Consider the following 21,490-nt stretch of genomic DNA (forward strand, 5'->3'; position numbering starts at 1 on the left):
TTAAGCTGGACCGGAAAGTAGACCGATCGGACGTGGCTCGCACCACAGATATGAGATGACTCGTGGCCAAGAATGCCGTGCAGGACAACGAGCAGGTAGACGGCCCAGTCGTTGCTGATGCGAAGCCCGAGAAATCCGACGGTCGGAAGCGTCGTTGGCGTGAGCACAAGATCGCTCGCCGCGAGGAACTCGTCGACGGCACCATCGCCGCCATCCGCGCGCGCGGCCGTGAGATCGGCATGGACGAGATCGCGTCCGAGATCGGTGTCTCCAAGACCGTGCTCTACCGATACTTCGCCGACAAGAGCGACCTCACGACCGCCACGATGATGCGGTACGTCGAGACCATCCTGTCGCCGCGTATCTACGAAGCGATCAGTGGCGATCTCGACGATTTCGAACTCACCCAGGCGAGCATCACCGCATACGTCGAGACGGTGGCATCCGACCCCGACATCTACCTCTACGTCATGGCCAACGGCGCCGGCGCCAACCGCGACGTCGTTGCCGATTCCGAGCGCATGATCGCCGAATTGCTCTCCACGGTGTTGGGCAATCGTCTTCGCGAGATGGAGATGGATTCCGGCGGTTCGCTGCCGTGGGCGTTCGGGATCGTGGGCGGAATTCAGCTCGCGACGCACTGGTGGATCTCCAACAAGTCGATGTCCGCGGAATCGCTGATCGACTACCTCACGATGATGACGTGGGGCGGCATCACCGGCATAGCTGCGGTCAACGGATCACCGGCCAAGTTCAAGTCGGTTCCGCATCCCCTCGTCAAGCCTGCCGAGGACTGACTCGCCCGAGACCGAACTTTCGAGCCGCCGGGCGCGATCCTGTGGCACTCTTTCGGCATGGCACAAGACTCGCTGTGGGAAACACCGGCCGCCAAGACCCTGCGGGCGGAGCCCGGGTTCGAACTCGATCAACTCGATCGCAACAGCACTCCGGGATTCACCGGAAACAAAGCTGACGGCGAACGTCTGCTCGAGGAACGCGGCGCGGTTCTGTCCGACCTGCAGGAGTTGCTGTACGCCAACGGCCGGTCCGGGGACAGTCGTTCAGTCCTGCTGGTTCTGCAAGGAATGGACACCGCAGGCAAGGGCGGCATGGTCCGACACGTGATCGGTCACGTGGATCCTTCGGGAGTTCAGCACGCGGCCTTCGGCGTCCCGACCGAAGAGGAAAAGCAACATCACTACCTTTGGCGGATCAAGAAGGAACTCCCCCGCGGCGGCTATCTCGGTGTGTTCGATCGCTCCCACTACGAGGACGTCCTGGTAGTGCGCGTCCACGATCTTGTCCCGGAGGATGTCTGGAGCAAGCGCTACGACGAGATCAACCAGTTCGAAAAGGAACTCGTCGACGCCGGAACCACCATCGTGAAAGTCGCGATGTTCGTCTCGCTCGACGAGCAGAAGAAGCGACTCGAAGAACGTCTCGACCGCCCGGACAAGTACTGGAAGTACAACCCTGGCGACGTGACCGAACGCGGTTTGTGGCCTGCATATCAACAGGCGTATCAGGCAATGCTCGACAAGACGTCGACCGAGCACGCGCCGTGGTACGTCGTGCCGTGTGATCGGAAGTGGTACAGCCGCATTGCGGTCACGGAGCTACTGATCGACGCTCTGGAAAAGCTCGATCTCGACTGGCCCCCTGCCGACTTCGACATCGAGGCGGAGAAGGCACGACTCGCACAGTCTTGATCAGAAGCAGGCCTGATCAGAACAGGTGTGGGGATTCGCGGTGCACTTTGTGGTCGTGACGCACAGTACTGGCGTACAGGGCTACCGCGAGGCCGATGCACGCGACGCCGGCGAGGCCGGCGATCAATGCCCAACCACCCTGGCCTGAACCTGCCGCCACCAGAAAACTGCCGAGGCAGACCACTGTGGCCAGCACCAGGAAATACGACGCCCACGCTGCAAAGAGATTGAGCTTCATCGTTCGCTCCTCCGGTCGGATCTCTTTCGTTTCGACCGTACGCCGGAGCATGACGGTCGACAAGACACTGCCGTCGCGAGGTTTCCCGACGTCTACGCCGGGTAGCCGAATTACATGGACATCGGAACTCTTTATCGCGGAATCGAATCCGCTCGCGGACTGGACGGTCCGTCCACTGGCCTCAGGCGCAGAATCCTCGAGATCACGGAGCGATCCGACCGATCGCGCACTGTCGCCGCACTTCTGCGCGGCGCCGCCGTCGGGCATCCCATCCATCCTGCCCTCGTGACCATTCCCGCGGGCGCGTGGACGGCTTCGTTGGTCTTCGATGTTCTAGGCGATCCGCAGACTGCACGACGGCTGATCGGGCTCGGATTGGTTTCGACTCCGCCGGCTTTGCTGACGGGATGGCTGGACTGGTCCGAACGTGGCGACGTCGCACGCCGAGTGGGGCTGGTGCACGCGGCGTCGAATGCAGTGGGGATCTGGTCTTTTGCGGCGTCGTACAGGCTACGCGGAAAGGACTCACTCGCGCTGGCGCGAGTGCTGTCGGTGCTGGCGCTCACCGCGGTCGGTGTCGGTGGCGCGCTCGGTGGTCACATCGTTTTCAAGCTCATGGACGATCCGGCCGTCGAGGCTGCAGCGACTCCGGTTCTCGATCCCATCCTGGATGTAGTCAACTGAGCCGATCGGACCTCGATACTGTTCAGGCGTAAGCACTTCCGGAGTAGCTCCGCAGTTCTCGCGCGGTCTCGTCCGAATCCGCCAATGGTCTGTTCATGACCCAGTGTGGGCTGCGCGTACCCAGTGTCGCGGCAAAATCGGCGACGGCGTCCGGGGTCGGCACTGCGTGTTCGCCCAGATATCCGAGAACGATGAGGTCCTCCCCTGATCTGGTCTCCACGGCCAGGGCCCAACCGCACGTCTCCTCCCACAGCAAAGCCACCTCGCGCCCGGGGAAACGCGGCACAGTTCGGTCCAATGCGATGTAAGCCTCCAGAGGGTGCTCGCGCCTGCAACACCACTGCTCGATGCCGGCCCCCACACCGACCGCCACCCGTTGTACGTACCGCTCGAACCCGAGTCCGACGGTTGCGTCGACCAGCATTTGTTCTGTCATCGAACCTCACTCCTCGCCATCGTGTTTGGAATGTGCCCAGCGCTGACCGCGTCGAAACCCGGTTCAGATCACGGACTCCGGGTATCCCCAGACGAACCGATCAAGTGGAGAGGGGACCCGATGAAGTACTCGCCCGCTATGGCTCCCGGACGAATGCTGAAGATCTCCATGGTGTCGGTGAACGCCGATCCACTCGCACCGGTGGGCTGCTCGGCAGCCGGTGCACAGAACCTGCACGTCGACGAACTGTCTGCCGCCTTGGTTCGTGCCGGACACGACGTCACCGTCTTCACCAGGCGTGCCCACGTCGGTGGGCCGGACCGCGTTCGCGCCCGCGCCGGGTACTCCGTCGACTATCTCGAGGCCGGCCCGACGCAGGCTCTCCCGGATGCCGACATCCTCCCTCACCTGGGAACCTTTGCCAGCATTCTGCGCGCTCAGTGGAGTACCGACCGACCCGATGTGGTGCACTCGCACTTCTGGATGTCCGGTGTGGCAACGGAACTCGCGACCCGATCGCTCGGCATCCCCGTACTTCAGACATTCCATTCCCTGGGATCTGCGGCGCACCGCCACCTCGGAGCAGCCGACGACAGCCCCTCGGAGCGGACTCACCTGGAACCGTTGATCGCCAGGGGCGCAACCCATGTCATCGCGACCAGTTCGGACGAAATCTTCGATCTGGTCCGGCAGGGATCACCACGATCACGGACCACGATGGTGCCCTCGGGCGTGGACACCGAAGCATTCACCCCGGAGGGACCCGCCGCGAAGAAAACCGCACCGCATCGATTGATCTGCGTCGGAAGACTGGCGGAGCAGAAGGGCTTCGATGTTGCCGTCGCCGCGCTGGCTTCGCTGCCGGATACGGAGTTGGTGGTGATCGGCGGGCCACCCGTCGCGCAACTGAGCACCGACGAAGTGGCGATCCGCTTGGTCAAGCTCGCCGAGCGCCTCGGCGTCGCAGATCGCGTCCAATTGTTGGGACGGGTTCCGCACCGCCAAGTACCGAAACTGATGCGATCGGCCGACGCCCTCGTGTGCACCCCTCGATACGAACCGTTCGGAATCGCGGCACTGGAAGCAATGGCGTGCGGAGTTCCCGTAGTCGCGACTCCTGTTGGCGGACTGCGGGATACGGTGATCGACGGACTCACCGGGCGTCGGGTCCCGGTCAACAACCCGGTGGAAACCGCTCGCGCAGTCCGCCATCTTCTCGACGACGAGGACGAAGGCGCGGCGTTCGCACGGCAGAGCCGGGCCCGAGCGTGCGAATCGTATTCGTGGGATCACGTCGCCACCGAAGTGGTCCGCACCTACGGCCGCTGCGTCACAGCACCGCCGAGAGCCCGCCAACACAAGGGCACTCACCGAAGTGAAGTGCACTGACGCTGACGGGCTCTACGAAACTGAATTCACGAAGGTGATTTCACGAAGCTTGGACTGAAACTGCGTGATCAAGCGGGAAAACGTCGGGTCTCTTCGAGTCCGATTGCATGATCGAGCGACTCGTAGCAGGCAAACATCGACTCCTGACCAGCTGCTTTGAGCAACCTTTGCACCGGGCGGGCGCAGACGAGCGCGAGTGTGCCGCCCACGTCGCGTGATCGCGTCGACAGGACCGACAGCACGGACAAGCCGCACGTCCCCATGAATTCGAGTTCGGATAGATCGACGACCAGCGTCCGGTCCGCGGCCACGTGGTACGTCAAGAAGTCACGAAAAGCATTGGCGCTCATCAGATCGATCTCACCACGAACTTTGATCACAGCGGTGTGTGCACTGATGCGGTGCGCGTGAAACGATGCGGTCGCTGTCCCGGTCGCGGGAGGTCCGTAGTCTACCGATCCCTTCGCCGCGTTCGTAAAGCCTGAAATAGATGATCCTGGAACAACAGTCATGGTTCTCCCATCCCGCAACGGTTTACACTCTGCAAAAGAGAAGGGACCTCCGAAGGAGACGCACGATGAACGGGTCTCCAGAAATACGGATAAATCCCTCATCGGCTGTGTGCTCAACCTCGGTTTGAAACAGTACGCCAGCATGACGGACGTCACAAGTGCGTTGCGACCATTCGTTTCGGTGTTCCGAACAAAAATGTGGTTTGGTCTGCGGTTCCGCGAGGTAATCCGATGTTGCGATCGCCAACGGTCGTGAGCAGAATCGTGTCGTTTACCCCGGCACCACCATCGACCAAATTTCGTGTTCGGGGGTCACTGTGAAGGTCGGGATGGGTATCGTTCTCGGCACCAGACTTCACCGCGACCCCTGGTACGACGATCCGGAGAACTTATGGCACACCTCAGCGCACTCGAGCCCGATCAGGATCAGACTCAGCCAGTTGTGGAGTTGAGGATTCAAGCGACTCTCGATCAGCTGTCGATTTTGCGTGCACTGGCCGCCACCGTTGCCATTCAGGAAAACTTCGACCTCGACGCCATCGCCGACATCAAACTGGCCATGGACGAAATCTGTACGCATCTGATCGTTCGCGCTGCGCCTGATTCGGTTCTGGTGTGTCGGTTCGTCTTCACGCCCCCGCAATTGCACGTGTCCGTGTCCACGACGACCACGGAGTACGAGGACAGCAGTCAGCGTTCGTTCGGGTGGCACATCCTCACCGAACTCACCGATTCGATTTCGCTCGACCAGGAAGAGAACCTCGGCGGCGTCGGCTACATCACCACCATGAAGTTCACCAAGGCCCTCAGCGGGCGCCTGTGACCGCTTCCGCAGACGGCCCGTCACGCCCGCGTCGGCGGTCCACCGACGAATATCGGGACGTAATACCAGTTTTCGAGGAACTGCGGACCCTCGAGCCCCACAGCCCGGAGTACGAACGAGTGCGCACTGCACTCATCACCAGATGCCTACCGTTGGCCGAGCACATCGCCAGACGATTCGACGGTCGTGGCGAGGCACACGACGATCTGGTTCAGGTGGCGCGTCTCGGTCTGGTCAACGCCGTCGACCGTTTCGATTCCACGCGCGGATCCGATTTCGTCTCGTTCGCAGTTCCCACCGTCATGGGCGAGGTTCGACGACACTTCCGCGACACCGGTTGGGCATTGCGGGTTCCCCGCCGGATGAAGGAGTTGCACTTCCAACTCGGGCAGGCCATCAGCGAGCTGTCACAACAGCTCGGACACGCGCCGACCGTCGACGAGTTGGCCGAGACGTTGGGGATCGAACGCGAAGAAGTTGCCCAGGCCTTGATCGCCGGCAACGCGTATCAGACGGTCTCGGTCGACGGTGCCGCGTCCAATCACACCGACGATCTCCCGCTCGTGGAGACACTCGGTGACTACGACGCAGCTCTCGAGAACGTCGAGAATCACGAGGCGTTGCGTCCGCTTCTCGACAAGCTGCCCGAGCGAGAGCGGACGGTGTTGATGCTCAGATTCTTCGGAAATCTGACGCAGACACAGATCGCCGAGAAAGTAGGTGTGTCCCAGATGCACGTGTCGAGGTTGCTCGCGAAGACACTGAGTAATCTTCGCGAGCAACTCGACTGAGCTCCGCGAACAATTCGACTGGGCAGGACCGAGCGGGTCAGATCGTTGCGGTGTCGATCACGAATCGGTATCGGACGTCGCTCTTGATCACGCGCTCGTAAGCGTCGTTGATGTCGCTCGCCGGGATCAGTTCGATTTCTGCGCCGATGCCGTGCTCGGCGCAGAAGTCGAGCATCTCCTGTGTCTGCGGGATACCTCCGACCATGGAACCGGCGAGGCTACGACGGTTTGCGGCGAGCGAGAATGCTCGAACTTCGATCGGCTTCTCGGGCAGGCCGAGTTCGACGAGAGTGCCGTTGATGGCAAGCAAGGACATGTAGGCGTCGATGTCGAGGTTGACCGAGACCGTGTTGAGGATCAGGTCGAACTCGCCGCGAAGAGCCTTGAACGTCTCACGGTCGTTGGTCGCGTAGTAGTGATCGGCGCCGAGGCGAAGCCCGTCGTCTTTCTTGCCGAGCGTCTGGCTCAGGACGGTGACTTCCGCTCCGAGCGCCTTGGCGATCTTCACGCCGACGTGCCCGAGGCCGCCGAAACCGATGATGGCGACCTTCTTGCCGGGGCCGGCGTTCCAGTGCCGCAGCGGTGAGTACAAGGTGATGCCCGCGCACAGGAGCGGCGCTGCAACGTCGAGTTCGATGCCCTCCGGGATCGAGAGCACGAAGTGCTCGGTGACGACGATGTGCGTCGAGTAGCCACCCTGAGTGCGCTCGCCGTCGCGGCCGGTGGCGTTGTACGTACCCGTCACACCCTTGCGGCAGTACTGCTCTTCACCGGCGGTGCAGGCGTCGCACTCCCCGCACGAGTCGACGAAGCAGCCGACGCCCACTCGGTCGCCGACCTTGTGCTTGGTGACATCGGAACCCACGGCGGCGACGACGCCGGCGATTTCGTGTCCGGGGACGATCGGGTACTTGGCTCCGCCCCACTCGTTGCGAGCGGTGTGGATGTCGGAATGGCAGATGCCGGCAAATTTGATGTCGATGAGAATGTCCAGTGGACCGAGCTCGCGGCGTTCGACAGTGGTCTTCTCGAGGGGACCGTCAGCGGACGTCGCGGCATAAGCAGCAGCAGTAACCATGCACACATGCCTACCCGTGCATGGAGGGACCTGCAACTCGCAGGCCCCTCCATGACTTGTTCTTTACGTGGCTTTCCCGGCGTCGCGCTCGGCTTGCTCGGCCCGACGACGCAGGCGCCTCGCGGCCGCAACCATATTGCGCAGCGAAGGCTCGAGTTGCCACGGATGGCGGGTCTTGAGGCCGCCGTCCGGGTTTGCCCACAAGCGATCGAGAGAGATCGATTCGCTTGCCTCAGTGAGCAATTCGTCGAGTTCGTCGATGTCGGGAATCCGAGCCGAGCGAGATTCGTAGACACCGGGACCGACGCCGTGCGTGAGCGCGCCTTCCTTGAGTGCTTCGAGAACCCACGTGATGGAGCGGGTCGCGACGATAGCCGTCACATCGGCGTCCAACCGTTCGATGGCGTCGACCACCGACGACCGAGCGGAGTACGTCAGATGTGTGTGGATCTGTGTTTCCGGCTTCGCTCCACCTGTTGCCAGACGGAACGCGTCGACGGCCCACTCCAGGTAGGCCTCCCGGCCGTCCTCACGCAGTGGCAGCAGTTCACGAATTGCCGGTTCGTCCACCTGGATGATGGCGATTCCGGCAGCTTCGAGATCCGCGATTTCGTCTCGAATGACAAGTGCCAGTTGCTCTGCCGTTTCGTAGAGCGGCTGATCCTGGCGAACGAACGAACGGGCGATCATGGTGACCGGACCCGTCAGCATGCCCTTGACCGGCTTGTCGGTCAGCGACTGCGCGTACGCGATCCACTCGACCGTCATCGGCTTCGGACGTGCGATGTCGCCGTAGAGAATCGGCGGACGCGTGCAACGAGATCCGTAGGCCTGGACCCAACCGTTGTGCGTGAAGGCATAGCCCTCGAGCAGTTCGGCGAAGTACTGGACCATGTCGTTGCGCTCGTGCTCGCCGTGCACGAAAACATCGAGACCGATGTCCTCTTGCAGACGGATTGTGCGCTGGATCTCTTCCTGGATGCGCTTGTAGTAGTCGTCCCACTCCAAACGCCCCTGGCCGAGTTCGTAACGAGCCTGGCGAATCGCGTCGGTCTGCGGGAACGAACCCAGTGTCTGGGCCGGCACCAAGGGCAGATTCAACCGTTCCTGCTGAGCTTTACGACGCTCCTCGTACGGTGCACGCACACGATCTTCGGGCTTGATCGCGTTCACCCGAGCACGGACAGCGTGCTTGAGCTTGAAGTGCACCTTCGTCGGACGCTTACGCCACTTGTCCGAAGGACCTTCGGTGAGCGCCTTCGCCAGTGAGACGACTTCGCCGACCTTCTGCTTCGCAAAAGCCAGACGGTCTGCGACGTCTCCCGGAATGTCGTACTCGGAGAGCACGTCGTACGGCACGTGCAGCAGCGACGACGACGTGGAGACGACGAGGTCAGGCACAACGTCTTTGAGTTCGTTCAGGTACGTCAAGGTGTTGAACCGGTCGACGCGCCAGACGTTGCGACCGTCGACGACGCCCGCGTAGATGCGCTTGCGCTTGATGTTCGGCACCGCGGCCAGTTCCTCGGCCGTGATCTTGCCGTGCACCAAGTCAAGACCGAAGGCTTCGATCTTGGTGGGCGCCAAGATGTTGAGGGCTTCGCCGAACTTGCCGTACGGACCCGTCACCAACAGGCGCGGGCGCAGCGGGGCCGTCGACAGCTTCTCGTACGCACGTCCCAGAGCGGCTAGCTCCTCGGGGGTGCGATCCTCGGTGACCGAAGGCTCGTCCAACTGAACACAGGTCGCACCGGCCTTGGCGAGCTGCTCGAAGAGCTTCTCGTACTCGGGCAGGAGCGCGTCCAACAGGTCGAGCGGGGTGAAGTTCGGATCGGACTTCTCGGTGGCAGGTCCGACCTTCGAAAGCAGAAGCAGCGAGACGGGCCCCATGATGACGGGGCGCAATTCGATGCCGCGCGCCTTCGCACGTTCGAACTCGTCGAGAAGTGCATCCGAGTTGAGCGAGAACACTGTGTTCGCGTCGATCTCGGGCTGACGGTAGTAGTAGTTCGTACCGAAGAAGCGCACCAGCTCGAGAGGCGGGAAGTCCGGGCGGCCGCGGGCCATCGTGAAGTAGAAATCGAGCGGCTCGAGGGCGCCCTCGAGCGGCTTGAACCGCTCCGGCACTGCGCCGAAGAGCAGCGCATTGTCGAGCACGTGATCGTAGAAGGAGAAGGTGTTGCCGGGAACCTGGCTCAATCCCGTCGCAGCCAATTCGCTCCAGGTCGATTCCTGGAGTTCCTTGGCGACCGCGAGAAGTGCGTCCTTGTCCGAAGTGCCGTGCCAGTAGGACTCGAGGGCGCGCTTGAGCTCACGGCGCGGCCCGATGCGCGGATACCCCAGGACGCTGGAGCCGAATGCTGCAGTGCTGCTGGACATGCGGTCGACCTTTCTAACCGAGGGGCGCGAGCGCCCTGTGCGCCTTTGTGGTAGCCGGAACTACCAGAAAGGCGCACAGGGGCGTTGGGCCTTAGCTTGCCTGCTTGGTGGAGCGACCGTTGTCGGCGTATTCGTAGAAGCCCGCGCCGGACTTCTTGCCGGTCAAGCCGGCTTCGACCATACGCAGGAGCAACGGCGGAGCGGAGTACAGCGGCTCCTTGAACTCTTCGTACATGGAGTCGGCGATGGACTTGACGGTGTCGAGTCCGACCAGGTCCGTGAGAGCCAGCGGACCCATGGGGTGCGCGAGGCCGAGAACCGTTGCCTTGTCGATGTCTTCCTTGGTCGCGAAGCCCGACTCGACCATGCGGATCGCCGAGAGCAGGTACGGCACCAGGAGTGCGTTGACGACGAAGCCGGAGCGGTCGGCACTGCGGACGACCTGCTTGCCGAGGATGTCGCTGGCAAAAGCCTCGGCGCGCTGCGAGACGGAGGCACTGGTCTTGAGCGTCGTCACCAATTCGACGAGCGGCAGAACCGGAACCGGGTTGAAGAAGTGCATGCCGATGACTCGCTCGGGACGCTTGGTCGAGATGCCGAGCTTCATGATCGGGATCGACGACGTGTTGGACGCGAGAACCGCATCCGGGTCCGTCACGACCGCGTCGAGCTCGGCGAAGATTTCGCTCTTGATCTTCTCGTCTTCGACGACGGCCTCCACGACGAGCTGGCGGTCCGCGAAATCTCCCAGATCGGAGGTGAAACGCAGACGCCATGCGGCCTGCTCACGCTCACGTTCTGTGATCTTTCCGCTGCTCACGCCGCGGTCGAGCGAACGCAGGATGCGTGAACGCCCGGCTGCTGCAAGCTCGCGAGTCTGCTCGAAGACCAGAACATCGACATGTGCGCGGGCGCACACCTCGGCGATTCCGGCACCCATGATTCCGGCGCCGATAACGCCGACGCGCTGAATTTTTTCGCTGGTCACGTCAGCTCCTTGTTTGTCTCGTGGAGTTTGTCTGGTGAAGGTGTTGCAAAAACAAGCACTTCGAACTGCGTCGACGCTGGTGGCCGACGCAATCGGAACTGCCTTGAAGACGAGAGAAAGTAGTGCGGTGATACAAGCAGGGGAGAGACCCGAAGCCGAGCCTCTCCCCCACCCGAAGTCAGTTCTTAGTGGAACTGTCCCTCTTCGGTGGAGCCCTTGAGAGCTGCCGTCGAGGTGTTGGGGTCAACGGTGGTGGCGATGGTGTCGAAGTAGCCGGCGCCAACCTCACGCTGGTGCTTGATGGCGGTGAAGCCACGCTCTTCGGCAGCCTTGAACTCGCGCTCCTGCAGGTCGACGAATGCCGTCATGCCTTCGCGGGCGTAGCCGTAGGCAAGGTCGAACATGCCGTAGTTGAGCGAGTGGAAGCCGGCCAGCGTGATGAACTGGAACTTGAAGCCCATCGCGCCGAGCTCCTTCTGGAACTTCGCGATGGTCGCGTCGTCCAGGTGCGCCTTCCAGTTGAAGGAAGGGGAGCAGTTGTAGGCCAGGAGCTGGTCCGGGAATTCGCTGCGAACGGACTCGGCGAACTTCTTTGCAACCTCGAGATCCGGCACGCCGGTCTCCATCCAGATGAGGTCTGCGTACGGTGCGTAAGCCTTGGCGCGAGCGATGCAGGGCTCGATGCCGTTCTTGACGCCGTAGAAGCCTTCAGCCGTGCGGGTTCCGTCGAGGAACGGGCGGTCGCGCTCGTCCACGTCGGAGGTGATGAGGGTTGCGGCCTCAGCGTCGGTGCGGGCGATGATGACGGACGGAACGTCCGCGACGTCGGAAGCCAGGCGAGCCGAGGTCAGGGTGCGGATGTGCTGCTGCGTGGGGATGAGCACCTTGCCGCCGAGGTGGCCGCACTTCTTCTCCGAAGCGAGCTGATCCTCCCAGTGGACACCGGCAGCGCCGGCGCCGATCATGGCCTTCTGCAGCTCGTAAGCGTTGAGAGCGCCACCGAAGCCGGCTTCGGCGTCGGCAACGATCGGAGCGAGCCAGTTGCTGACGGAGGTGTCACCCTCGGTCTTGGCGATCTCGTCGGCGCGCAGCAGTGCATTGTTGATGCGACGGACGACGGTCGGAACCGAGTTGGCCGGGTAGAGGCTCTGGTCCGGGTACGTGTGGCCCGAGAGGTTCGCATCGCCGGCAACCTGCCAACCGGAGAGGTAGATGGCCTTCAGGCCGGCGCGAACCTGCTGCACAGCCATGTTGCCGGTAAGTGCACCGAGGGAGTTGATGTAGTCCTCGTTGTTCACGAGATCCCACAGGATCTCGGATCCGCGACGAGCGAGGGTCTGCTCCTCGACGACGGTGCCCTGGAGCTTGACGACCTGATCGGCCGTGTAGTTACGAGTAACGCCCTTCCAGCGAGGGTTGGTGTCCCAATCCTGCTGGAGCTCAGCTGCGGTCTTCGGGGTGCCGGTGGTCGACATCAAGACTCCATCTCTTTGATCTGCTGGTCCGGCCTGTTGTGAGCAGTACGTGCGTACTACTTCACATACTTGCCAGGCCCTTCTTGTGTACTTACCGAGAATGGCACATCGAAAAAGTGCCGTCTACCTGTTGCTAATGCCAATCTTCGCTACCTTTTCAACACACTTTGCTAAGTCTGTGAAGATTCCTACGCGGCTGGTACTACCCAATCGGACAGGTTCCGTACTGGCGAGTAGGAAAGAAACCGCAGGCTGTGAACGAAATGCACTCAACTCCGCCGCTTGCGAATTCCGGCAGTTCGCACGCCACTCGGAACAGGCCCGTCCGCTACTTCGGAGCCAACTTCACTACCCGCGAGTGACCGCAATCACTCCTCGGCAACAGCCTTCGCTAGGACAATTCCGGGATCTACCCCTGGGAAAGCCGGAGACAACCCGTTCGCCGGCCATATGCTGTCGAACCATGACTTGTCGTTCGACGCCCCCGACCGGGCGATAAAGCGGTGCCGGACAACTATCAGCGGCCACCGAACAACCAGGCATGGTCGCAATCCGGTCCACAGCCGCCGCAGTTGGGCTACCGAGCCGCGCCGCAGTCGTATCCCCCGCCCCAGGGATTCCCGCCTGCACCGCCACGTGGAAATCCGCCGCCGCGTCGGCCCGGCTGGGTGATTCCGGTATCCGTAATCGGAGTCATCACTGTGTTGGCTCTCTTCGGCGGGCTTGCCTGGGTCCTCTGGCCGAAGGACGTCCCCAACTCGGCCGCCGGTGGCGCCGCCCACACCACCATCAGCGCCGCGAACACACCCGGCACCACGACAACCGCTCCCAGCACGACATCCCCGACGACCACACGCGCCGCGAACTTTCCGGCCGGTGCGTCCGCCTGCCCCGGCGGGCAGCCGGCCGGAAGTTACAAGGAGTCCGCGACAAGTGGGGGCAAAACTTCATGTGAGTTTGCCGAGGCGGTTCGGATCGCCTACGGGAACTCCGGTGCAACCGGTGCATCCAGCACCGTGTCCGCACGTAGTCCGGTGACCGGCAAGGAGTACACGATGGCATGCAAGGTGACCTCCGGCATCGTCACCTGTACCGGCGGAGACAACGCGGTTGTGTACTTGCGCTGACGGGCGCAATTGCGGCATCGGCAACCCGGTGCGTGTCGTTCCAGTGTCGCACTTACGGATCCTCCGATAGCGTGACCGCATGCCTCTGTACGAGTTTCGCTGTACCGGCTGCGGCCCGCTCGAGCGGTCGTTCGCGATGGCCGAAGTGCCCCAGTCGATTACTTGCCCCCAGTGCAGTCTCGAGTCCAAGCGGGTGGTCTCGTCTCCCCGGTTGAGTCACGCGTCGTCGGCCGCGATGGGTCTACTGGACAGCACTGCTCGATCGGCTCACGAGCCTGCCGTGGTCAGTGGGTCGCTACCCGGCCGCGGCCGGCAATCTGCCCCGACGACGTCCAATCCGTTGCACCGCAAGCTACCTCGCCCCTGAGCGTCCTCACCGCGCGCCCTCGCCGTGAGGCCCGATCCGACACGAAAGTCCTGCCGCCACGAGTTTTCCGTTTCTTCGAGAATGAGGAGTGCATATGCCTGAACTGCTGTTTCCACTCGATTCCGCCAAGAAATTCACCGACCAGGCAATCGTCGGCCACAATCGGTGGCACCCGGACATCCCAGCGGCGGTGACGGTGAAACCCGGTGATGCGTTTCGTGTCCATTGCCGCGAATGGTTCGACGGCGCAATACACAACGACGACTCGGCCGACGACATTCTCAATGCACCACTGACCACGGTCCACACGCTGTCCGGCCCCTTTGCCGTCGAAGGCGCGAAGCCCGGCGACCTCTTGATCGTCGACATCTTGGATATCGGGCCTATCCCCCAAGAAGATTCGGGTCCGTTGGCCGGACAAGGCTGGGGGTACACGGGCATCTTCCCTCGGAACAACGGCGGTGGCTTCCTCACCGAACAGTTCCCCGATGCGTACAAGGCCGTCTGGGATTTCTCCGGCCAAACGGCGACGTCGCGTCACATTCCGCACGTCTCGTTCACGGGCATCGTCCACCCGGGACTCATGGGCACGGCTCCGTCGGCAGCCTTGCTCGCCAAGTGGAATGCCCGCGAGGGCGCCCTCATTGCCACCGATCCCAATCGGGTTCCCCCGCTTGCACTTCCGCCCGAGCCCCGCGATGCAGTACTGGGAACCTTGACCGGTGACGAGTACACACGCGTGGCCGGCGAGGCGGCTCGTACCGCTCCCCCGCGTGAGAACGGCGGAAACCAGGACATCAAGAACCTCACCAAGGGCAGCCGAATCTTCTATCCGGTGTTCGTGGACGGTGCGAATCTGTCGGTCGGCGATCTTCACTTCTCCCAGGGCGACGGTGAGATCACTTTCTGCGGTGCCATCGAGATGGGCGGCTTCATCGATCTTCGTGTGGACATCATCAAGGGCGGAATGGATACCTACGGTGTTTCCGAGAACGCCATCTTCATGCCGGGCAACACGGATCCGCAGTATTCCGAGTGGCTTGCGTTCTCGGGCACTTCCGTCACGTTGGACGGCGAACAGAAGTACCTGGATTCACATCTGTCCTACCAGCGTGCGTGCCTGCATGCGATCGAGTATCTGACCAAGTTCGGGTACGCGCCAGAGCAGGCGTACCTGCTACTCGGTGCGGCGCCGATCGAGGGCCGCCTGTCGGGTGTCGTGGATATCCCCAACTCGTGTTCGACGGTCTATCTCCCGACTGCGATCTTCGACTTCCCCCTTGCACCCTCGTCGAGCGGGCCGTTCCAGATCGATCCCGGAATCGGCGCCCCGCGTTCGGAGAACAGGGTCTAGGCCTCCGGCCCCGTGAGTGGTTAGGGAGTGCCGAGGCTCCTCAACCACTCACGGGGGCGGAGCCCCTGTGCGAAGACTGCGAACCCACCTTTGCGAAGCCGGACTGTCACTCGTATCCTGGGAAAATGTCGAAAACCTTTGTCGGTGTCCGGCTCCGCCAACTGCGGACCGAGCGCGGGTTGAGTCAGGCTTCGCTGGCCAAGACGCTCGAGATCTCGGCAAGCTATCTCAATCAGATCGAGCACGACGTCCGGCCACTCACCGTGCCGGTGCTCCTGCGAATCAGTGAAGTCTTCGGTGTCGACACCACCTTCTTCTCCCCGCAGGACGACACACGCCTGATCGCGGAAATGCGTGAAGTTGCCCTCGATCAAGAGATGGGTATCGACGCCGACGCCCACGAAATCGCGGAGATGGTCTCCACCCACCCGGGCCTGGCCAAGGCGATGGTGAACATGCATCGCCGCTTCCGGAACACGACGGCGCAGCTCGCCGCAGCCACGGAGGACCGTTTCTCGGACGGCAGCGGCAGCGGTTCGATCACCATGCCGCACGAGGAAGTGCGCGACTACTTCTATCAGCGACAGAACTACATCCACGATCTCGACACCGCGGCCGAAGAACTCACTGCCCGGATGCGCTTTCACCGTGGCGACGTCGCCGGCGAGATCGCCAGACGCCTCGAGTCCGTCCATGACGTGCAGATCGTTCGACGAGTCGACTTGGGCGAGAACATACTTCATCGCTACGACCCGGACACCAGGGTCCTGGAAATTTCCGCACGACTCTCCGGCGGGCAACAGGTCTTCAAGTTCGCGACAGAACTCGCATACCTCGAGCATGGCGACCTGCTCGACTCGTTGGTGGCCGAGGGCAACTTCACCAGCGAAGCGTCGGTTTCCCTGGCGAAGCTTGGTTTGGCCAACTATTTCGCCGCGGCCACCGTGCTGCCCTACAGCCAGTTTCACGAGGTTGCCGAGGACTTCCGGTACGACATCGAGCGTATGTCTGCCTTCTATTCCGCGAGCTACGAGACGATCTGCCACCGCCTCTCGACCCTGCAGCGCCCCAAACTTCGCGGGGTTCCGTTCATGTTCGTGCGTGTCGATCGTGCCGGAAACATGTCGAAGCGTCAGTCCGCCACCGGATTCCACTTCTCCACCAGCGGCGGTACGTGTCCGCTGTGGAACGTCTACGAGACGTTCTCGTATCCGGGCAAGATCATGCCTCAGATCGCACAGATGCCCGACGGCCGCCGATACCTATGGGTTGCTCGCACGGTCGAACGTCGAGCGGCTCGATACGGACAGCCCGCAAAGATCTTCGCCATCGGATTGGGATGCGAGATTCGACACGCCCACCGACTCGTCTACAGCGACGGTCTGGATCTGGACGAGTCGAATCCGGGAACGCCGATCGGCTCGGGCTGCCGTGTCTGCGAACGTCTCAATTGTCCGCAGCGTGCCTTCCCTCCGTTGGGTAAAGACCTCGACATCAGCGAGCACCGGAGTTCGATTTCGCCGTACGTGATTCGCTGACCGCGCTAACGCACGTGGTCGCGCAGGAACGCGACTGTGCGATCGAACGCGACCATCCCGTCGACGGTGTCGAGGTCGAACTGATATTCGTGGTCGAGTGCAGGCTCGTGATCGTCCGGGTAGAACAGTGCATCGACCTCGACGCCCAGATCGGCGAGCCGTTCTGCCATGGGTTTCGACTGGCTGGCGGTCAGTGGGTCGACATTTCCGCCGGTGATGAACGTCGCTGGAAAGTCCGAGGTCACATGACCCAGTGTCGACATCTGACGCACTGCAGTCGACCCGTCGAAGTCCCTCGTTCCGAGGTACCCCCACAGCGATTGCTTGTCGACGCCCCAACCGAAGTACTTCCCCTGTGACAGCAGCGGTTTCAGATCGAAGACCCCACAGTCGAGGACAACTCCGCGTGTCTGCTCGGGACGTAATGCCGGCTCCACACCCATTTCCGACGCGTAGTAAGGGCTGGTCATGACGGTCGCCATCTGACTGGACAACTGCGCGCCTGCCGAATCTCCGGCAAGAAAGAGGTTGTTCGAATCGACATGCAACCTGTCCGCATGGCTCACGATAAATCGATACGCGTCGTTAAGTTGATTCACTGCGGTGGGGTAATACGCATCTGGTCCCAGTGAGTAGTCCACCGAAATCACAGTGAAGCCTTGATTTGCCAACAGTTTGTAGTAACCGTCGGCATCAGTTCTCGATCCTGATATCCAGCCACCGCCGTGCACCCAGACCACCGTGGGTAGCGCCGAAGTGGACTCCGACGGGTAGTACGCGTCGAGTTGTGCATCGTCGTCGCCGTCGCGGTACGACTGATCGAGAATCGAGACGATTCCTGATGGTGCATGTCTGTCGAGTTGTGCGTGTGTCGCTTCGGAGCCACCCGCTGACATCCACCGTACGAGGAGAACTCCTGGCCACGGACTGACGAGTGCCGCGGTTACCCCGGACAGCAGGGCGACGACGAATACCGCCGCGGTTCCGACAATGCGCCTTCGCCGTCTGTCGGGGGAAGACGCGCGCACAACAACTCCTGGGGTCGGGTCGGATTCACCCAGGCTAGACCAAAAGGACTAGTCGAGAATTCCCCGGCAACACACCCGCGGCGCTTTGTCTGAAATGACCATTTCTTCAGCGTCTCAGCATCATCCGACAACTAGCGGGTGTGTGCGTCGAGAAACTGAACCGTGCGATCGAGGGCAGTGAGACCGTCGGCATTGTCCAGATCGAACTGATACTCGTGACCGAGCGCCGGAACGTGATCGGCCGGATAGAACAGTGTGTCGACCGCAACTCCCAACCCCGTCAATTTGTCAGCCAACGGTTTCGACTGAGAATCTGTCAAAGGATCCGCGTTGCCGCCGCTGATGTAGGCAGGCGGAAATCGATCGGTGACGTAGTTCAAGGTCGACATCTGATCCGCTGCGTCGGTACTCATGAAGTCACGCACGCCGGTATACGCCCAGAGGGACCGATCAACCCCCCAACCGATGATGCCGGGTCCGCCGACCATGTTCCCGACGTCGTAGATTCCACAGTTCAGTATTACTCCACGTAACTGATCCGGCCGCAGCGACGGGACCACGCCCACACGGTTCGCATACGCGGGATCAGTGATGAGAGTGGCGAGCTGACTCGAGAGTTGCGCTCCCGCAGAATCACCGGCGAGAACGACCGTCGTCGGATCAACATGCAGCCGTTCCGCATTCGCGACGACGTACGCGTGAGCGTCGTTGAGCTGCCGCACCGCTGTCGGATAGTGGTGCTCAGGTCCGAGTGAGTAGTCCAGGGACACAACTGTGTAGCCACGCGAGGCCAGCAACTCGTAGTACGGCGCGTAGTTGGACTTGCTTCCCGAGATCCAGGCACCGCCATGAGTCCAGATCACCGTAGGCAATGCGGTCGTCGTCGCTGCGGGAAAGTAGACATCCAGGTATGCGTCGTCGTCATCGGCGCGGTACTGCTGGTCCTTGATCGAGTCGACGCCTTCGGGCGCGTGCTTCTCGAGCGCCTCGGTGACTTTCACCGCATCACGATCGAAGACCCATCGCACGGTGAGTGCGCCAGGTCTCGGGCTCAGAACGAAGGCCAGAACCACGGCTCCGACCAGAACGAACACAATTGCCAGAGCCCACAGCAAGCGCCTGCGCCACCGATGCGGTGAAGGGTTCGTCATCGGGTTTCCTTCACTCTCGGCACAATGTCCGGATCAGCGTAACGCGAAGCCGGTACCGCCAAGTGCGATCAGCCGAGTTCAGCGATCCGCCTCTGCGCGAGTGCCTTGACTTCACCCTTGGCTACTTTGCCGCCTGCCGCCATCGGCAATTCGGCGACCGTCATCACGTACTCGGGTATGTACTCGCGGGTCACTCCTCGGCTCTGCAGCCAGGCGGTCAGATCCTCCGAACTCAGATCGTCATCGGCGGACACGACGACCGCACAGACCTTCTCACCGAACAGCGGATCGTCGACCCCGACCACGGCGACCAACTCCACCGAAGGGTGCGCGCGCACGTACTCCTCGACTTCGACCGCGGAGATGTTCTTGCCGCCACGAATGATGATGTCGGCTTTGCGCCCGACCACACGCACCCGTCCTGTCTCGTCGATCTCGACGATGTCGCCGAGAAGCATCCAACCGTCATCGGTGTACAACTCGTCGTTCGCATCGGTGTCCCCCCAATAGCCCTGACACATCAGCGGTCCGTTCACCCCAGGCTGACCGCGGCGGACGGAGCCGGTCATTTCCTTTGCCGCATCGTCGAATACACGAACTCGCATGCGATCGATGACGTGGCCGCACGTCTTCAGTCGGGTGTCGGAATCGTCCGAAACCGTCGTCACCGAGACGGCGCCGGTTTCGTTCGATCCGTAGAACTGCAGGACAGCCGCTCCGGTACGTTGTTCGAATGCCAGCGCCTCCGAATAGGGCACGGCTTCACCACCGGTGAACATGAAACGAAGTGACGAGAGATCGGCCGATTCCGCGGCCTCCGAACGCAACAGCATCTTGAATTGTGTACTCACACAATTCAAAGCAGTCACCCGTTCGCGCTCGATCAACTCGATCATCACCGAAACGTCGAAGCGTTCCATGACGACATTGCGAGCACCGAGTAGTGCCGGCAGGAAATGCGAAGTCCAGAGGCCGAATCCGAAAGGTGCTGGAACCGCGCCGAGGAACACCTCATCCGAACCGATCGCCGCCGCCTCGGCGGCAATCTCGGAGAAACCAATCCAACGATCCTCGGTTTGTGTGACCAGTTTGGGTAGGCCCGTTGTGCCGGAGGTCGAGTTCAGCATCGAAACGGCTGACGTGACAAAACACGGACTGGTTGCGGGGAACTGCTTTAGCTCGACCGGCAACGAGGTGAGTTCGCCGTTTGCGCTCACGCGTTCGAAACTCACGTCGGCGCGTTCGTCGGCGAAGACGACGTCCAGTCCGGGATGCTCTGCCCGCAGACTCGCCACGAGTTCGGCGGTATCGACGCCGCGCAGCGTGCGAGTGGTGACGAGTACGGAGGCTTCCGAGCGGGCGATCAGATGAGAGATCTCGCGAATGCCCGAGCGCGAACCGATTCCGACGGCGACGCGGCCGGTACGAAATGCTGCGCAGAGAGCCGCATGGAATACAGCGGTGTCGGGGAGCAACACGGCTACATGTCCGTATCCCTCACCAGCTAGATCCAGCGCCGACGCGATCGCATCGGCAGCCGCGTCGTACTGCTTCCACGACACCCTCGATTCCGGAGTGACAAAGGCGGTTTCGTCCGGGATGGTCTCAGACCAATGCCTGACCATTTCGCTGATGCTGACGCCGGCGAAGCGGTCCGGATTCGTGGCGAATTCACCGACGGTGAAGTCGAGTGTCTTCGTTTCAAGCATGATCGTCGATCATCTCCCGTCGGCGCTGAGGACGCCCATCGATTGTTTGTACGCGTTGTCCAGTGTCGCTGCGGAATCGCATTCGCGGACGAGTTCGCCGCGCTGCATGACATATCCGCGGTCGACAACCGATTTCAGTGCAGTAAGTGCCGGTTCCGTCACGATGACGGTCACACCCTCGGCGGCCAGACCCCCGACCAATGCTCGCAGCTCCGCGACGATTTTCGGTGCCAGTCCTGTCATCATCTCGTCGAGGAGCAACACCTTCGGGGTTTCCAGAAGGGCCCGCCCCAGAACCAACATCTGCTGCTCACCACCGCTGAGGACCCCGGCATAACTCTCCGAGCGTTCACGCAGGATCGGGAACCTCTCGAAAGCTGTTTCCACGGCTTCGGCTTTCAATCCCAGCAGGTCTGCGCCGACGCGTAGGTTCTCGCGAACGGACATTCGCATGAACAGTTGCCTGCCTTGGGGAACGTAGGCAAATCCGCTGCGGACACGATCCAGTGCCGATAATTTCTGGATCTCTCGACCATCGAATTTGATTGTCCCGGTGGCGGGAACCGAGCCGTAGATGGATCCCGCCAAGCTGGTCTTGCCCGCACCGTTCGGCCCGACGATCGCTGTCACTTCACCGGCGGGGGCGACAAGGGAGACTTCCCGGACGGCGACAGCGGATCCGTATCGAACTGTGACTCTGTCGAGTTCGAGCAT

Annotated in this window: 21 protein-coding genes; 10 read left to right on the top strand and 11 right to left on the bottom strand. The window is 61.9% G+C overall.

The window, feature by feature from the left end; genetic code table 11:
- The first annotated feature begins 77 nt into the window (after positions 1–77).
- A complete protein-coding gene (locus P3G66_RS21530; RefSeq protein ID WP_020906745.1) occupies positions 78–797 on the top strand; it encodes a TetR/AcrR family transcriptional regulator in 720 nt (239 codons plus the stop codon).
- 57 nt (positions 798–854) lie between these two features.
- On the top strand, positions 855–1,709 hold the full coding sequence (locus P3G66_RS21535) for a polyphosphate kinase 2 family protein (protein WP_054827968.1): 855 nt from the start codon (positions 855–857) through the stop codon (positions 1,707–1,709).
- A 16-nt stretch (positions 1,710–1,725) separates the two neighbouring features.
- On the opposite strand, the gene P3G66_RS21540 is transcribed toward P3G66_RS21535, so the two are convergent.
- Positions 1,726–1,947: a hypothetical protein gene (locus P3G66_RS21540; RefSeq protein WP_039973486.1), complete on the bottom strand. Its 222-nt coding sequence runs from the start codon at positions 1,945–1,947 to the stop codon at positions 1,726–1,728.
- 114 nt (positions 1,948–2,061) lie between these two features.
- Between P3G66_RS21540 and P3G66_RS21545 the strand changes: the two genes are divergently transcribed.
- Entirely contained in the window at positions 2,062–2,631 is a 570-nt protein-coding gene (locus P3G66_RS21545) for a DUF2231 domain-containing protein (protein WP_064114015.1), read from the top strand.
- Between the two features lie 22 nt (positions 2,632–2,653).
- On the opposite strand, the gene P3G66_RS21550 is transcribed toward P3G66_RS21545, so the two are convergent.
- Positions 2,654–3,067 carry a DUF6292 family protein gene (locus tag P3G66_RS21550; protein ID WP_003941464.1) on the bottom strand — a complete coding sequence of 138 codons (414 nt, stop codon included), beginning with the start codon at positions 3,065–3,067 and terminating at the stop codon, positions 2,654–2,656.
- Between the two features lie 120 nt (positions 3,068–3,187).
- Between P3G66_RS21550 and P3G66_RS21555 the strand changes: the two genes are divergently transcribed.
- A complete protein-coding gene (locus tag P3G66_RS21555) occupies positions 3,188–4,456 on the top strand; it encodes a glycosyltransferase (protein WP_276117087.1) in 1,269 nt (422 codons plus the stop codon).
- Between the two features lie 68 nt (positions 4,457–4,524).
- Here P3G66_RS21555 and P3G66_RS21560 read toward each other — a convergent pair whose 3' ends face one another.
- On the bottom strand, positions 4,525–4,968 hold the full coding sequence (locus P3G66_RS21560; RefSeq protein WP_007735372.1) for an STAS domain-containing protein: 444 nt from the start codon (positions 4,966–4,968) through the stop codon (positions 4,525–4,527).
- A 391-nt stretch (positions 4,969–5,359) separates the two neighbouring features.
- Here P3G66_RS21560 and P3G66_RS21565 point away from each other — a divergent pair, with 391 nt between their 5' ends.
- Both P3G66_RS21565 and P3G66_RS21570 read left to right on the top strand, forming a co-directional pair.
- Entirely contained in the window at positions 5,360–5,791 is a 432-nt protein-coding gene (locus P3G66_RS21565) for an ATP-binding protein (RefSeq protein ID WP_003941553.1), read from the top strand.
- Positions 5,788–6,582, top strand: coding sequence for an RNA polymerase sigma factor SigF (locus P3G66_RS21570; RefSeq protein ID WP_003941515.1), 795 nt, complete (start codon positions 5,788–5,790; stop codon positions 6,580–6,582). The genes P3G66_RS21565 and P3G66_RS21570 overlap by 4 nt, the downstream gene beginning before the upstream one ends.
- Before the next feature lie 37 nt (positions 6,583–6,619).
- Here the strand turns inward: P3G66_RS21570 and P3G66_RS21575 are convergent, their stop codons facing one another.
- From P3G66_RS21575 to aceA, 4 genes are all read right to left on the bottom strand, one after another.
- Positions 6,620–7,660 (bottom strand): NAD(P)-dependent alcohol dehydrogenase, encoded by a 1,041-nt coding sequence (locus P3G66_RS21575; protein ID WP_003941488.1) that lies wholly within the window; start codon positions 7,658–7,660, stop codon positions 6,620–6,622.
- A gap of 63 nt (positions 7,661–7,723) precedes the next feature.
- Positions 7,724–10,039, bottom strand: a complete 2,316-nt coding sequence (gene metE / locus P3G66_RS21580; RefSeq protein WP_073512145.1) for a 5-methyltetrahydropteroyltriglutamate--homocysteine S-methyltransferase — start codon at positions 10,037–10,039, stop codon at positions 7,724–7,726.
- A gap of 91 nt (positions 10,040–10,130) precedes the next feature.
- A complete protein-coding gene (locus P3G66_RS21585) occupies positions 10,131–11,027 on the bottom strand; it encodes a 3-hydroxybutyryl-CoA dehydrogenase (RefSeq protein ID WP_003941541.1) in 897 nt (298 codons plus the stop codon).
- Between the two features lie 185 nt (positions 11,028–11,212).
- Positions 11,213–12,502, bottom strand: a complete 1,290-nt coding sequence (gene aceA, locus P3G66_RS21590) for an isocitrate lyase (RefSeq protein WP_003941533.1) — start codon at positions 12,500–12,502, stop codon at positions 11,213–11,215.
- 503 nt (positions 12,503–13,005) lie between these two features.
- On the opposite strand from aceA, the gene P3G66_RS21595 reads away from it, so the two are divergent.
- The 4 genes from P3G66_RS21595 (at position 13,006) to ramB (ending at position 16,888) form a co-directional block, all read left to right on the top strand.
- Positions 13,006–13,629, top strand: coding sequence for a serine/threonine protein kinase (locus tag P3G66_RS21595; protein WP_223304378.1), 624 nt, complete (start codon positions 13,006–13,008; stop codon positions 13,627–13,629).
- A 79-nt stretch (positions 13,630–13,708) separates the two neighbouring features.
- Positions 13,709–13,996 (top strand): FmdB family zinc ribbon protein, encoded by a 288-nt coding sequence (locus P3G66_RS21600; protein ID WP_037129638.1) that lies wholly within the window; start codon positions 13,709–13,711, stop codon positions 13,994–13,996.
- Positions 13,997–14,090: 94 nt separating this feature from the next.
- A complete protein-coding gene (fmdA, locus tag P3G66_RS21605) occupies positions 14,091–15,350 on the top strand; it encodes a formamidase (protein WP_042923284.1) in 1,260 nt (419 codons plus the stop codon).
- A 125-nt stretch (positions 15,351–15,475) separates the two neighbouring features.
- The gene (ramB, locus tag P3G66_RS21610) at positions 15,476–16,888 is read left to right on the top strand and encodes an acetate metabolism transcriptional regulator RamB (protein ID WP_003941547.1); all 1,413 of its coding nucleotides are present in this window, start codon (positions 15,476–15,478) and stop codon (positions 16,886–16,888) included.
- Positions 16,889–16,893: 5 nt separating this feature from the next.
- On the opposite strand, the gene P3G66_RS21615 is transcribed toward ramB, so the two are convergent.
- The 4 genes from P3G66_RS21615 to P3G66_RS21630 form a co-directional block, all read right to left on the bottom strand.
- On the bottom strand, positions 16,894–17,916 hold the full coding sequence (locus P3G66_RS21615; protein WP_276117088.1) for an alpha/beta hydrolase: 1,023 nt from the start codon (positions 17,914–17,916) through the stop codon (positions 16,894–16,896).
- 131 nt (positions 17,917–18,047) lie between these two features.
- Entirely contained in the window at positions 18,048–19,067 is a 1,020-nt protein-coding gene (locus P3G66_RS21620) for an alpha/beta hydrolase (protein WP_007735379.1), read from the bottom strand.
- Positions 19,068–19,135: 68 nt separating this feature from the next.
- The gene (locus P3G66_RS21625) at positions 19,136–20,776 is read right to left on the bottom strand and encodes a class I adenylate-forming enzyme family protein (protein WP_042923297.1); all 1,641 of its coding nucleotides are present in this window, start codon (positions 20,774–20,776) and stop codon (positions 19,136–19,138) included.
- A 9-nt stretch (positions 20,777–20,785) separates the two neighbouring features.
- On the bottom strand, positions 20,786–21,490 hold the full coding sequence (locus tag P3G66_RS21630; protein WP_020906733.1) for an ATP-binding cassette domain-containing protein: 705 nt from the start codon (positions 21,488–21,490) through the stop codon (positions 20,786–20,788).

The sequence above is a fragment of the Rhodococcus sp. C3V genome (genome assembly GCF_029269915.1).
In the GTDB taxonomy this organism is placed as follows: domain Bacteria; phylum Actinomycetota; class Actinomycetes; order Mycobacteriales; family Mycobacteriaceae; genus Rhodococcus_F; species Rhodococcus_F qingshengii.

Coding starts and splice junctions, on each gene's coding strand:
- P3G66_RS21600 (WP_037129638.1), top strand. CDS start 13,709: ATGCCTCTGTACGAGTTTCGCTGTACCGGCTGCGGCCCGCTCGAGCGG.
- aceA (WP_003941533.1), bottom strand. CDS start 12,502: ATGTCGACCACCGGCACCCCGAAGACCGCAGCTGAGCTCCAGCAGGAT.
- fmdA (WP_042923284.1), top strand. CDS start 14,091: ATGCCTGAACTGCTGTTTCCACTCGATTCCGCCAAGAAATTCACCGAC.
- P3G66_RS21625 (WP_042923297.1), bottom strand. CDS start 20,776: ATGCTTGAAACGAAGACACTCGACTTCACCGTCGGTGAATTCGCCACG.
- metE (WP_073512145.1), bottom strand. CDS start 10,039: ATGTCCAGCAGCACTGCAGCATTCGGCTCCAGCGTCCTGGGGTATCCG.
- ramB (WP_003941547.1), top strand. CDS start 15,476: ATGTCGAAAACCTTTGTCGGTGTCCGGCTCCGCCAACTGCGGACCGAG.
- P3G66_RS21630 (WP_020906733.1), bottom strand. CDS start 21,490: ATGCTCGAACTCGACAGAGTCACAGTTCGATACGGATCCGCTGTCGCC.
- P3G66_RS21560 (WP_007735372.1), bottom strand. CDS start 4,968: ATGACTGTTGTTCCAGGATCATCTATTTCAGGCTTTACGAACGCGGCG.
- P3G66_RS21550 (WP_003941464.1), bottom strand. CDS start 3,067: ATGACAGAACAAATGCTGGTCGACGCAACCGTCGGACTCGGGTTCGAG.
- P3G66_RS21565 (WP_003941553.1), top strand. CDS start 5,360: ATGGCACACCTCAGCGCACTCGAGCCCGATCAGGATCAGACTCAGCCA.
- P3G66_RS21535 (WP_054827968.1), top strand. CDS start 855: ATGGCACAAGACTCGCTGTGGGAAACACCGGCCGCCAAGACCCTGCGG.
- P3G66_RS21540 (WP_039973486.1), bottom strand. CDS start 1,947: ATGAAGCTCAATCTCTTTGCAGCGTGGGCGTCGTATTTCCTGGTGCTG.
- P3G66_RS21620 (WP_007735379.1), bottom strand. CDS start 19,067: ATGACGAACCCTTCACCGCATCGGTGGCGCAGGCGCTTGCTGTGGGCT.
- P3G66_RS21545 (WP_064114015.1), top strand. CDS start 2,062: ATGGACATCGGAACTCTTTATCGCGGAATCGAATCCGCTCGCGGACTG.
- P3G66_RS21555 (WP_276117087.1), top strand. CDS start 3,188: ATGAAGTACTCGCCCGCTATGGCTCCCGGACGAATGCTGAAGATCTCC.
- P3G66_RS21575 (WP_003941488.1), bottom strand. CDS start 7,660: ATGGTTACTGCTGCTGCTTATGCCGCGACGTCCGCTGACGGTCCCCTC.